The following is an 11,676-nucleotide window of genomic DNA, read 5'->3' as shown; positions in this document are numbered from 1 at the left end:
TTTTTGTTTTCGGCAGGCTGGCCCGGCATCACATATAAAGCCAGCAGCCTACAATGAAAAGCTGAAAACGAGCAGATGACGCGCATTTATGGCGGCTGTTAGAGGACAGACAGCGGGTCGGTTCACATCATCATGCGATTGACGCCGGAAGTAGCATCCGGTACTTTTGTATCACAACCCGAACGAATTGCACTCGTCGTGGTCGTACCTAGTCTGCTGCTGCCTCACCATTCAACCGCTATGAAAGCTTTTACCCTTTGCCTGGCCGTATCGTGCCTCGCTTCCACCGCTCTGGCCCAAACGAAACCGGCCGCCAAACCAGCAGCCAAGCCGGCCGCTACCCGTACCACTACGGCTGCCAAGCCCGCCGCGAAACCAGCGGCCAAACCCGTAGCTACTACCAAGCCGGCAACCACGGCCCGCCCTACGGCAACGGAAACTGCGGCTGCTCCCGTTGCCCCCAAGCCGGCTCCGGCTACTAAGTCCGCTCCGGCCGCCAAAACGAGCATGGCCGCCTCTACCTCGACCTTTGGCAAAGGCACAACGGTAGCCAACCTGGGCGTAGGTCTGGGGCTGGGTTACGGCTACGGCTTGCTGGGTGGCACGGGCAAATCGATGCCGGCACTGAGTTTGTCGGTTGAGCACGGCATGTACGATGGCCTCGGCCCCGGCGTGATTGGCGTAGGCGGTCTGGTAGGCTACAAGTCTTACACCTGGCGCTCCGGCGACTACAACGCTTCGTGGCGCAACATCTACGTGGGTGTGCGCGGCACTTACCACTACAACTTCACTGACAACGAAAAGCTGGATACCTACGCCGGCCTGGCGCTGGGCGCCCGCATCGAAAGCTACTCCGACAACGGCTACTATGGCGACAACAACTCCTGGGGCGGCACCTACGTCACGAGCGGCCTGTTTTTGGGCGCGCGCTACTATGTGACGGACAAGATTGGCGGGTTTGCAGAGGTAGGTTATGATATGTCGTTGCTGAAGCTGGGGGTTTCGGCCCGCTTCTAAGCCTCCTTTCAATTGTCTTTGCCTGTCGTACTATGAAACCTGTGCGTTGCGGCCTGCTGGCGCTGCCACTGATGCTCTCGGGCTTTACGGCCGAAGGGCAAGGAGAAAGCAGTGAGTCTGCAAGAGAGGCCGGCCCTGCTGGTTGACCGGGACTGGGAGCTGACCAATATTGAGGTAACCACCACGGACGCCGCTGGCCCGGCTAGTGTGTTTGCGCTGCTGCCCGCCAACATGCAGGACGACTGCCTGCGGTTTGCCAAGAACGGCACGTTTGCCGAGCACGAAAGCGCCACTAAACACGTCAGAACCGGCTCAGGCTCCTGGCAGTTGCGCAACGAAAACTCCCAGCTCATCATGGTCAGCGGCCACGGCGTGCAGGTCTACGAAATCCAGCATATGTCCACGCAAGAGCTGCGCCTGCAATACCAGGTGCTCGAAAACGACCGGAACTACTCCGTCCTGACAACGCTTCGGCGCAAACAACCTCTCCTCTCCACCTTACCAGTGCCCTACCCTATGAAAACGCTCTTTACCCTCACCGCTCTGCTTATCCTGCTGCATTTTGCCGCCGCGCCCGCCCAGGCCCAGCTTGGCTTACTCTGGCGGGTTGAGGACAAGCTGGCCGATAAGGCTTCGCAGAAAATTGCCGACCGCCTCAGCAAGAAAGCCGAAGCCGCCGTGCAGCGCAAAGCCAACGAGGTATCGACGGAATACTACAGCACGCTGCTGGCCGACGGCAAGATTGTGTGCCACGGCATTCAGTTTGAGCCCGGCACGGCTACCATCACCGAGGCTTCACAGCCGGTAGTGCGGGCACTGGTGAATACGCTGGCCGCCAACCCCGAGGTTAAGGTGCGCATTGAGGCCCACACTCTCCGGGAAGGCAACGCCGCTACCAACCTGGCCTTGTCGCAACGGCGGGCCGATGCGGTACGGGCGGCGCTGGTGCGCGGCGGCGTGGAGGCAGCCCGCCTCACCACCAAAGGCTACGGCGGCACCAAGCCCCTGGATATCGATTCGTCATCGGGCCTCGACAGCCTCAACCAGCGCACGGAGTTCGTGAAGCTGTAATCCTGTCACACGCTGGCATCTGTAGCAGCAAGCTCAACTACGCCGGCCAGCAACCCTATCTATTTGATATTCTCGGCCATCCTTGCTCGGGTGGCTAAGGCAAAAAGCGAGGCAAGTTGATTTCAATTTGCCGGAGCTGCTCTTTCGGGGCTCGGTGGAGGCGAACGGTGGCTTCATCCTGACCTGAAAGCAAAAAGCCCCGAAACGATGTTTCGGGGCTTTTTTATGTGGTCTTTGTTATGTGGCCAGCAGTCTTTACACTTTGAAGAACAGAAAGCGCTTGGTTTTCTTGTGCTTGAGGGGCTTGCCCTTGGGGTTGATGCCGGGAGCGGGGCGGGTCTGGCCGCGCTTTTGAGTGGCTGAGCCGGTTTTGTCGCGGAAGCGGCGCACCGTAAAGCCTCCATTGCCGCTTTCGTACTGCCGCGACGTGCCCCGGCCCATGCTGGTGCTGCCGCCAGCGCGGGCTTCCAGCACTTCTATCTGCTGGTCGCGCTTGGCTTCGTCGGGGTTCATAGCCATGCGGCGCTGCATGCGGGCAATATCTGTGGCCGAGGCTTTGCGCTTGCGCGGCGCCTTCTGCGGGGCAGCCGGCTGCTCAAATGCCGGGCCGGCCGGACCCTGCGGGCCGGCGGCCTGCGCATCGGCTTCGCTTACTGCTCCCATTATACCCAGCCCTACTGCCAAAGCCGCTACCAGAATTTTCATGCAGTTACTGTAAAAGAGAAGTTGTTGAATACGTGAGGTGATGGGGCACCACGCTTAGCGCAATGCGTGGCTGTAACGGTCTGACTGCGAAGGTAGTTCAAATTATGCTTCCTCTGCGCGGGTGCAGCCCGGGTGCTCCTTTGAAATGTACATATTTCCTGCCAAAACCATGTTGATGGAAGCTCCATTACGGTTATTTCTCTGGTCAGGCTAAAAAAAAGCCGGCTTATCCCCCAGAGGATAAGCCGGCCAACACTTGCCCGGTAGGTTTAGCGCGTACGCAGGGCGTCCCGGATTTCCATCAGCAGCACCTGGTCTTTGGTAGGGCCGGGGTCGGCTACTACGACCTCCTGAGGCTTCTTGAAGCGGTTGGCCAGCTTCACCAGCCAGAAAATGGCAAAGGCCATGAGCAGGAAGGCCAGCACCGCGTTCAGAAACAAACCATAGTTAAGCGTGGCCGCGTTGGCAGCTTTGGCCGCCGCCAGGTCTTTGTAAGTACCGCCGTCGAGGGCCACAAACCAGTCCTTGAAGTCCAGACCTCCGGTCAGCAGCGTCAGGACCGGCATAAGGATGTCATCCGTCAACGACTTGACGATGCCCCCGAACGAGGCCCCGATGATAACCCCCACGGCTAAATCGAGGACGTTGCCTTTGGAAATAAACTCCTTGAATTCAGAAACGAAGCCCATACGCGAACAGTGGTTTGAGGTGAAGAAAAGAAAGGTTAGGGGTAAATATAGGATTTAATACATAAGCTCCGCTATAGCGCCGGAGTGGCCGGGCAGGCCCATTCCGGGCGCGGGCTTTTACTCTATCTTTGCGGGCTTGCCTTCCTCACCTGTTTTTGCGCTATGCCTGCTTTCACCAACCTGCTCTACGACCTCGACGCCGCCAGCGGCATCCTCACGCTCACCATCAACCGCCCTACCAAGCTCAACGCCCTGAGCCACGACACCATTCGGGAGCTACGTGAGGCGCTGCAGCTGGCCCTGGACGACGCGCAGGTGCGCGGCATCATCCTGACGGGCAGCGGAGAAAAAGCCTTCGTGGCCGGGGCTGATATTGCCGAGCTGACCGCGCTGGATGAAATTGAGGGTCGCCGCGCTGCCGAGTTCGGGCAGGAAGCCTTCTGCCTGTTTGAGGAAAGCTCCAAGCCTGTTATTGCGGCCGTGAATGGCTTTGCCCTGGGCGGCGGCTGCGAGCTGGCTATGGCCTGCCACCTGCGCATTGCCTCCGAGAATGCCCGCTTCGGCCAGCCCGAGGTGAACCTGGGCCTGGTGCCCGGCTACGGCGGTACCCAGCGCCTGCCCCAGCTTATCGGCAAAGGCAAGGCCCTGGAGCTGCTGCTGACGGCTGACATCATTAAAGCTGATGAGGCCCTGCGCCTGGGCCTCGTCAACCACGTGGTGCCGCTGCCGGAGCTGCTGGAGTTCAGCCGCCAGCTGCTGGGGCGGATTCTAAGCAAAGCGCCGCTGGCCGTGGGCCTGGTTATCGACTGCGTGAATGCGGCCTACGACAAAGAGCGGCACGGCTACCAGGCCGAGGCCAACGCCTTCAGCCGCTGCTTCGAGTCCGAGGACTTCCGCGAAGGCACCAGCGCCTTCCTCGAAAAGCGCCCGGCCGCCTTTACGGGTAAGTAAATTCTGAATTATGAATGCGGAATTATGGAGTATGAATACCGAGGCGCCCACCGGCAATTCATAATTCATAACTCATAATTCATAATTATTACCGCATGAGCGTCGCCAAAAAGCTGGCCGGTCAAACGGCCGTGTATGGCATCAGCAGCATTCTGGTCCGGGTCCTGAACTACCTGCTGGTGCCGGTGTACACGGGCCGGTTTGTAGCGGCCGAGTATGGCATTGTGACGGGTCTGTACGCGTACGTGTCGTTTCTGAACGTGGTGTTCACCTACGGCATGGAAACCACGTTTTTCCGCTTCGCCAACCGCCCCGGCACCGACCGGCGCCTGCTCTACGACCGGGTAATGAGCCAGCTGCTAGTCAGCACCGTGGCCCTCACGGCGCTGCTGGCCCTGCTGGCCCGCCCGCTGATGCAGCTGCTCGATGTGCCGCCCGGCCGGGAGCGGTACGCCATCTGGCTGGCTCTCATTCTGGGGCTCGATACGCTGGCGGCCATTCCCTTTGCGCGGCTGCGGCTCGAAAACCAGGCCCGGCGCTTTGCCACCATCCGCGTGGCCAACATCCTGCTCAACGTCGGGCTGAACCTGTTTTTTATCGTGCTCTGCCCCGATGTGCTGGCAGGCAAGTATCTGCCCATCCTGCAGCCGCTGGTGGCCCGCCTCTATGACCCCAGCATCGGCATCGGCTACGTGTTTTTGTCGAACCTGGCGGCCAGTGCCTTTACCCTGCTGCTGCTGGGCCGCGAGCTGCTGGACTTCCGGTTTCGGCTGGATGCCACGCCCTTGGCCGCTATGCTGCGCTACGCCTACCCGATTATGCTGATGGGCCTGGCGGGCATGGTAAATGAAACGCTGGACCGGATTCTGCTGCCCCTGTGGCTGCCCGAGGGCTACTACCCCGGCCAGAGCAGCCTCACGGCCGTGGGCATCTACGGGGCCTGCTACAAGCTCAGCATTTTCATGAGCCTCGTCATTCAGGCCTTCCGCTACGCCGCAGAGCCTTTTTTCTTCGCTCAGAGCTCCGAGAAGAACTCCCCGGCCACGTTTGCGCTGGTGCTGAAGTGGTTTACCTTATGCTGCGCGGTTATTTTCGTGTTCATCAGCCTGAACATTGAGGACTTTGCCTGGGCATTTCTACGCCGACCAGAGTACCGCGAGGGCGTGGCCGTGGTGCCGGTGCTGCTGCTGGCCAACCTGTTTCTGGGCGTGTACTGGAACCTCTCGGTGTGGTTTAAGCTCACCGACAAAACCTACTACGGCACCTACATTGGGGCGGCCGGCGCGGTGCTCACTATTGCCCTCAACTTCCTGCTGATTCCGGTGCTGGGCTACATGGGCTCGGCGGTGGCTACGCTGGCCTGCTACGCGGCTATGGCAGCCATGTGCTGGTGGCTGGGCGAGCGGCACTTCCCGGTACCCTACCCCGTAGCCCGCCTGCTGCTGTGGCTTCTGCTGGCGGTGGCGCTGGTGGCGCTGGGCTGGTGGGTGCAGCCCGATGGCTTCTGGCTGCGGCATGCCTGGCACCTGCTGCTCAGCCTAAGCTTTGTGGGGGCACTGGTGGCGGTGGAAAAGCCGCACAGACTGATACGGAGCTGAAGAGTTTGCGGAAGTAAGCTATTGAATGCTGGCTTTTTGGCGCCAATTTCCGGCCTGAACGCAAGAACCTTTTCTCTCCACTCAGAAACTACTGTCAGAAACTACCTTTGCCGCATGCACATCCCCGTTATCAACCGCTCTCACCACCCGCTGCCCGAGTACCAGACGGCCCACGCCGCCGGGCTTGATGTGCGGGCCAACCTCCAGGAGCCGGTTACGTTGAAGCCCCTGCAACGCGCCCTTATCCCTACAGGCCTTTTTCTGGAAATTCCGGTGGGCTACGAAATGCAGGTGCGTCCGCGCAGTGGCCTGGCTTACAAGCACGGCATCGGCATCGTCAACAGCCCCGGCACCATTGATGCCGACTACCGGGGCGAGCTGAAGGTGCTGCTGGTCAACCTCTCCGACACCGACTTCGTGGTGCAGGATGGGGAGCGAATAGCCCAGTTGGTGGTGGCCCGCCACGAAGTCGTTAGCTGGCAGCCCGCCGAGGAGCTCAGCCAGACGGCCCGCGGCGCCGGTGGCTACGGCAGTACCGGCGTACAATAAGGCCTGCCAGGGTCCTTCCCGGCGCAACTTTCCCTGGAAATTTCCGGATACGCTTCTTTCACAACCTTCCCTTTTAGCTTTTCTAACCCTCACTTCTCCCTATGAAAATCATCGTCCCGATGGCCGGTATGGGCAAACGCATGCGCCCCCACACGCTCACCGTTCCCAAACCGCTGATTCCGATTGCCGGCAAACCCATTGTGCAGCGCCTTGTGGAAGACATTGCCAAAGTATGCGGTGAGCCGGTTGATCAGGTAGCCTTTATCGTGGGCCGCTTCGGGGCAGAGGTAGAGAAAAGTCTGCTGGCTATTGCCGAGTCCATCGGTGCGAAAGGCACTATCCATTATCAGGATGAGCCCCTGGGCACGGCTCACGCCATTCTGTGCGCCAAGGAAGCTCTCGAAGGCCCAGTGGTGGTAGCCTTTGCCGATACGCTGTTCAAGGCCGACTTCACCCTCGACTCCTCGGTGCCCGGTACCATCTGGGTGCAGCGCGTCGACGACCCCAAGCCCTTCGGCGTAGTGAAGCTCGACGAGCAGGGCCGCATTACCGATTTCGTGGAAAAACCCCAGGAGTTCGTGTCGGATCTGGCCATTATTGGCATCTATTACTTCCAGGACGGCGCCTACCTCCGCGAGGAGCTGCAGTACCTGCTCGACAACGACATCAAGGACAAAGGCGAGTATCAGCTCACCAATGCCCTCGAAAACATGAAAAACAAGGGCACCACCTTCGTGCCCGGCCGCGTGACGGAGTGGCTCGACTGCGGCAACAAGGATGCTACCGTGTACACCAACCAGCGTTACCTGGAGTACCTGCAGGAGCGCGGCGAGGATTTGGTATCATCATCGGCCCAGCTACACAATTCCGTTGTCATTCCGCCCGTCTACATCGGCGAAGGCGTGGTGGTGCACAATTCGGTGATAGGGCCGCACGTTTCGCTGGGCAACCAGTCGACGGTGCGCGACTCGGTGCTGTCGAACTCCATCGTGCAGCAGTCGGCTACGGTGTTGCACGCCAACGTGACTAACTCCATGATTGGCAACCACGCCACGCTCACCGGCGCCCCGTCTGACCTCAGCCTGGGCGACTACAACAACCTGCGCGTCTGACGGAGCCTTTCCGGCCGCGGCGGTGTTTAAGGCTCAGGCCTGACCTGCCGCGGCCGTAGTGTTTCGTTGCTCTTTCCGCCTTCCTCATGTTTCGTTTTCGCGCCGTTGTTTTGCTGGTCTTCGCGTTGCTGGTGGCTGATGCAGCCTGGGCCCAGCTGCCCGCTGCCGCGCCCACGGCCGTGCCGCGCCGGAAGCTCACCCGCAAGGAGCGCCGCGAGCTGAAGCACCGCAAAGCCGTGTCGGACGCCCGCCTACAGATGCGCGAGCTGACGGAAAAAGAGCGGGAGCTGAGCGAGTCCTACTTTGTGGAAGGGGTGAAATTCACCCTGCTCGAAGACTACACCAAAGCCCTGGAGCGGCTGCTGGCGGCCTACCGAATCAACCCCAACAACGCGGCCATCAACTACAAGATTGCCGAAACCAACCTGCTCACCGGCAACCTCAAGGATGCCACCAACTTTGCCAACACCGCCATTCAGCTGGATGGCAAAAACGCATACTACTACCTACTGCTGGCCCAGATCTACGCCTCGCAAAAGCAGTTCGACCAGGCCGCGCAGGTGTATACCACGCTCATCAAGAACGTGCCCGACTCGGGGTACTACCTCTTCAACCTGGCCGACCTGTACCTGGCCCAGAACAAGCTGGATGATGCCCTGACTACGCTGAACCAAGCGGAAAAGCAGTTCGGCGCGCTGGATGAGGTAGCGTTCAAGCGCCAGCAGATCTACCTGCGCCAGAACAAGCTCGACCAGGCGCTGAAAGAAGGCGAAACGCTGATTTCCTCGAACCCCGACGAGGTGCGCTACGTGCTGGCCCAGGCCGAAATGTATGCGGCTAACAACCGCCTGCCCGACGCCATTCGGGTAGCTACGCAGGCCCTGCAGCAGGACCCTGACAACGCCCAGGCCAACATGATTCTGGCCGACGTGTACCGGCAGCAGAACAACCCAACTGAGTCGCAGCGCTACCTCCGGCAGGCGTTTGAAAGCCCTGGCCTCGACATCGACCAGAAAGTGCGCATCCTGGTCGACTTCATCAAGCAGCTGCCCAACCCAGCTTTGGAGAAAAACGCCTTGGAGTTAGCTTCTATTACCACGCGCGTACACCCCAAGGAAGCCAAGGCCTACGCCGTAGCCGGCGACATTCAGGCTCTGACGGAGCACCGCAAAGAAGCCCGCGACAACTACCTGCGGGCCCTCAAGCTCGACAACTCCAAGTTCCAGCTCTGGCAGCAGGTCGTGAGCATTGATGCGGAGCTTAGCCAGACGGATTCCCTGCTGGTGCACACCGACCGGGCCCTGGAGCTGTTCCCCAACCAGGCGGTGTTCTGGTACTTCAACGGGGCGGCGCAGCTCATCAATAAGAATGCGGCCAAGGGCGTAAAGTCCCTGGAATACGGCCGCAAGCTGGCTGCCGACAACCCCGAGCTGCAGGCGCAGTTTGACACCCAGTTGGGCGATGCGTACCACGAGCTCAAGGATTTTGTGAAGTCGGACGCGGCGTACGAGGCCGCGCTGGCCTTCGATGCCAACAACGCGCAGGTTCTCAACAACTACAGCTACTACCTCTCGTTGCGCGGCGAAAAGCTCGACAAAGCCAAAACCATGGCCGGCAAGCTGGTCAAGCAGTTCCCGGACAACGATACCTACCTCGACACGTACGCCTGGGTGCTGTACAAGCAGAAGGACTACGCCGGGGCCCGCGAAAGCCTGGAAAAAGCCCTGCGCACCACCAAGGACGGCACCGTGACCGAACATTACGGCGACGTTTTATATCAGCTCGGCGACGTCGCTGGGGCATATACCCAATGGCAGCAGGCCAAGCGCCAGGGCGGCGCCTCCAAGCTGATTGACCGCAAGATAAAAGACCGAAAATTGTATGAATAAACGCTGCGCACCGCTTCTATTGGGGCTATTGATGGCTGGGCTGGGTGCCTGTACCCGCAAAGCCCTGCCAACCCAGGCGCGGGCGGAAGCGCCGAAGGCGGAAAGCCTGGTGAATGCCTCAAACCTCGATTTCCGATACCTGGCGGCGAAAGGCAAGGCGCAGATTGAAACCGGCGGCGACAAGCTGCCCAACGTGACGCTGACGCTGCGCATCCGCAAAGACAGCCTGATCTGGCTGTCAATTGGGGCTCCGGTAATTGGCGAAGTCATGCGCGCCCACATCACCCCGGACTCGGTGCAGGTGATTGACCGGCTGCACCGCGAGTACTACGCCGGCAACTTTACCTATCTGCGGCAGCGTTTCAATCTGCCCGTTACCTTTCAGCAGGTGCAGGCGTTGCTTACCGGCAACTACGTGCCCGCTCCCACCGGCACCGAGCCTACGGTGACCACGGAGCCGCCCATGCAGAAAGTAGTGTACCGGCAGCAGGCTCTGCTGGTAGAGCAGCTGCTGGAAACCACCCGCCGCCGTGTGCAGAAGCTGGCCGTGCAGGATGACAGCTCGCACCTACGCTTCACGGTCGACTTCTCGGACTTTAAGCCTCTGGAGCGCGTACCGCAGGAATTCGCTAATGCACTGCTGGTTGTAGTCGAGCAGCCTAAAAACAAGCCGTCGTCGGCTTCCATTAATTTCCGCAGTGTGGAGGTCGACAAAGAGCGGCTGGACTTCCCGTTCTCGGTGCCCCCAGGTTATGCGCGGAAAAAGTAAGGGCTGGCTGGCGGCAACGCTGGCCTTCCTCCTGTTGATGATGGTGAGCGAAATAGGCTGGGCGCAGCGCAACCGGGCGCGTCCAAGCAAGTCGCGCACGCAGCTGGAGCGCGAAAAGCGCCTAGCACTCAAACGCATCAAGGAAACCAGCCGCATTCTGCAGCAAACCCAGCAGCGCAAGGAGGCCACCATCGGGCAGCTGAATGCCCTGAAGGAAAAGATTACCGTCCAGAAAAACGTTATTCAGACAATATCCTCGGAGCTGAAGTACCTCGACTCCGACGTGCGCCAGACGGAAACGCAGGTGCAGCAAACCCAACAAACCCTGGCGCAGCTGCGGGCCGAGTATGCGCGGCTGATTTATGCCTCCTCGAAAACGGCCAACAGCTACAACCGCATCATGTTCCTGTTTGCGGCCGAGTCCTTCAACCAGTTTGTGCGCCGGCTGCAGTACGTACGCCAGTACTCGGAGGTGCGCAAGGCCCAGGCCGCCCAGATTACCCAAACGCAAACCCGGCTTAGTCAGCAGCTAACGGGCCTCACGGCCAAGCGGCAGCAGAAATCCAGCCTGCTCAGCACCCAGCTCAGCGAAAACCGTAACCTGCTTTCCATCAAAACCCAGCAGGACCAGGTCGTGACGCAGCTCAGCCGCCAGGAGCAACAGCTTCAGGAAGAGCTGACGCGGCGGCAGCAGTCGGTACGGCGGCTGGATGACCTGATTGCCCAGCGCGTACGCGAGGAAATTGCGCGGGCCGCCCGGGCCGCGGCCAATAAAGCAGCCCGCTCTTCGGCCGCCAGCGGCAACACCTCCCGTAGTCCCGCCGCCACCCGCCGCACCGAAGCCGCCGAAGAAGCGGCGGTGGAGCGTACCGACCGCGTAACGCTGACGCCGGAAGCGGCTATCCTATCCTCGTCCTTTGCTGATCACCGGGGGCGCCTGCTGTGGCCGGTGGGGCGTGGCTTTATCTCGCAGCGCTTCGGCAAGCATCCTCACCCGGTACTCAAGCACGTGGTACTGGAAAACCGGGGCGTAGATATTCAAACCAACGCGGGCGAAGCCGTACGGGCCGTGTTCGATGGCAAGGTGCTGACGGTAGCCAGCGTACCGGGTATGAACACCATTGTGATGGTGCAGCACGGGGAGTACTTCACGGTGTACGCCAAGCTGCGGAACGTATCGGTGAGCGAAGGCCAGACGGTGGAGGCCCGCCAGCAGCTCGGCACCGTGTACACCGACTCGGAAGGCACCAGCGAAGTGCAGTTCCAGCTCTGGCGCAACAGCGCTAACCTGAACCCGGAAAACTGGTTGGGCCGCAAATAAGCTTG

The 11,676-nt window shown here is 60.3% G+C and carries 11 protein-coding genes; 9 read left to right on the top strand and 2 right to left on the bottom strand.

Features of this window, described 5'->3' with window-relative positions:
- Positions 1 to 240: 240 nt before the first annotated feature.
- Together LRS06_RS12240 and LRS06_RS12235 are read left to right on the top strand one after the other, a co-directional pair.
- The gene (locus LRS06_RS12240; RefSeq protein ID WP_257871755.1) at positions 241 to 1,017 is read left to right on the top strand and encodes a hypothetical protein; all 777 of its coding nucleotides are present in this window, start codon (positions 241 to 243) and stop codon (positions 1,015 to 1,017) included.
- Positions 1,018 to 1,128: 111 nt separating this feature from the next.
- Positions 1,129 to 2,088, top strand: a complete 960-nt coding sequence (locus LRS06_RS12235) for an OmpA family protein (RefSeq protein WP_257871754.1) — start codon at positions 1,129 to 1,131, stop codon at positions 2,086 to 2,088.
- Between the two features lie 255 nt (positions 2,089 to 2,343).
- Here the strand turns inward: LRS06_RS12235 and LRS06_RS12230 are convergent, their stop codons facing one another.
- A complete protein-coding gene (locus LRS06_RS12230) occupies positions 2,344 to 2,793 on the bottom strand; it encodes a hypothetical protein (protein WP_257871753.1) in 450 nt (149 codons plus the stop codon).
- Positions 2,794 to 3,062: 269 nt separating this feature from the next.
- Positions 3,063 to 3,482 carry a large conductance mechanosensitive channel protein MscL gene (mscL, locus tag LRS06_RS12225; protein ID WP_257871752.1) on the bottom strand — a complete coding sequence of 140 codons (420 nt, stop codon included), beginning with the start codon at positions 3,480 to 3,482 and terminating at the stop codon, positions 3,063 to 3,065.
- Between the two features lie 162 nt (positions 3,483 to 3,644).
- Here mscL and LRS06_RS12220 point away from each other — a divergent pair, with 162 nt between their 5' ends.
- The 7 genes from LRS06_RS12220 (at position 3,645) to LRS06_RS12190 (ending at position 11,671) form a co-directional block, all read left to right on the top strand.
- Positions 3,645 to 4,433, top strand: a complete 789-nt coding sequence (locus tag LRS06_RS12220) for an enoyl-CoA hydratase/isomerase family protein (RefSeq protein WP_257871751.1) — start codon at positions 3,645 to 3,647, stop codon at positions 4,431 to 4,433.
- Positions 4,434 to 4,528: 95 nt separating this feature from the next.
- Entirely contained in the window at positions 4,529 to 6,031 is a 1,503-nt protein-coding gene (locus LRS06_RS12215; protein WP_257871750.1) for a lipopolysaccharide biosynthesis protein, read from the top strand.
- A gap of 114 nt (positions 6,032 to 6,145) precedes the next feature.
- The gene (gene dut, locus LRS06_RS12210; RefSeq protein ID WP_257871749.1) at positions 6,146 to 6,580 is read left to right on the top strand and encodes a dUTP diphosphatase; all 435 of its coding nucleotides are present in this window, start codon (positions 6,146 to 6,148) and stop codon (positions 6,578 to 6,580) included.
- A 101-nt stretch (positions 6,581 to 6,681) separates the two neighbouring features.
- The gene (locus tag LRS06_RS12205; RefSeq protein ID WP_257871748.1) at positions 6,682 to 7,692 is read left to right on the top strand and encodes a sugar nucleotidyltransferase; all 1,011 of its coding nucleotides are present in this window, start codon (positions 6,682 to 6,684) and stop codon (positions 7,690 to 7,692) included.
- Positions 7,693 to 7,778: 86 nt separating this feature from the next.
- Complete coding sequence (locus LRS06_RS12200) at positions 7,779 to 9,581, top strand: tetratricopeptide repeat protein (RefSeq protein WP_257871747.1); 1,803 nt, start codon at positions 7,779 to 7,781, stop codon at positions 9,579 to 9,581.
- Entirely contained in the window at positions 9,574 to 10,350 is a 777-nt protein-coding gene (locus LRS06_RS12195) for a DUF4292 domain-containing protein (RefSeq protein ID WP_257871746.1), read from the top strand. The genes LRS06_RS12200 and LRS06_RS12195 overlap by 8 nt, the downstream gene beginning before the upstream one ends.
- Positions 10,334 to 11,671, top strand: a complete 1,338-nt coding sequence (locus LRS06_RS12190; protein ID WP_257871745.1) for a murein hydrolase activator EnvC — start codon at positions 10,334 to 10,336, stop codon at positions 11,669 to 11,671. The genes LRS06_RS12195 and LRS06_RS12190 overlap by 17 nt, the downstream gene beginning before the upstream one ends.
- Positions 11,672 to 11,676 lie beyond the last annotated feature (5 nt).

It is taken from the genome of Hymenobacter sp. J193, assembly GCF_024700075.1.
Taxonomy (GTDB): domain Bacteria; phylum Bacteroidota; class Bacteroidia; order Cytophagales; family Hymenobacteraceae; genus Hymenobacter.
The sequence above is the reverse complement of the archived record's forward strand: the minus strand, read 5'-3'. Positions and strand labels throughout refer to the sequence as shown.

Bases quoted from the DNA above. Each gene is read 5' to 3' on its own strand.
- LRS06_RS12240 (WP_257871755.1), top strand. From the start codon at position 241: ATGAAAGCTTTTACCCTTTGCCTGGCCGTATCGTGCCTCGCTTCCACC.
- LRS06_RS12230 (WP_257871753.1), bottom strand. From the start codon at position 2,793: ATGAAAATTCTGGTAGCGGCTTTGGCAGTAGGGCTGGGTATAATGGGA.
- mscL (WP_257871752.1), bottom strand. From the start codon at position 3,482: ATGGGCTTCGTTTCTGAATTCAAGGAGTTTATTTCCAAAGGCAACGTC.
- LRS06_RS12220 (WP_257871751.1), top strand. From the start codon at position 3,645: ATGCCTGCTTTCACCAACCTGCTCTACGACCTCGACGCCGCCAGCGGC.
- LRS06_RS12215 (WP_257871750.1), top strand. From the start codon at position 4,529: ATGAGCGTCGCCAAAAAGCTGGCCGGTCAAACGGCCGTGTATGGCATC.
- dut (WP_257871749.1), top strand. From the start codon at position 6,146: ATGCACATCCCCGTTATCAACCGCTCTCACCACCCGCTGCCCGAGTAC.
- LRS06_RS12205 (WP_257871748.1), top strand. From the start codon at position 6,682: ATGAAAATCATCGTCCCGATGGCCGGTATGGGCAAACGCATGCGCCCC.
- LRS06_RS12200 (WP_257871747.1), top strand. From the start codon at position 7,779: ATGTTTCGTTTTCGCGCCGTTGTTTTGCTGGTCTTCGCGTTGCTGGTG.
- LRS06_RS12195 (WP_257871746.1), top strand. From the start codon at position 9,574: ATGAATAAACGCTGCGCACCGCTTCTATTGGGGCTATTGATGGCTGGG.
- LRS06_RS12190 (WP_257871745.1), top strand. From the start codon at position 10,334: ATGCGCGGAAAAAGTAAGGGCTGGCTGGCGGCAACGCTGGCCTTCCTC.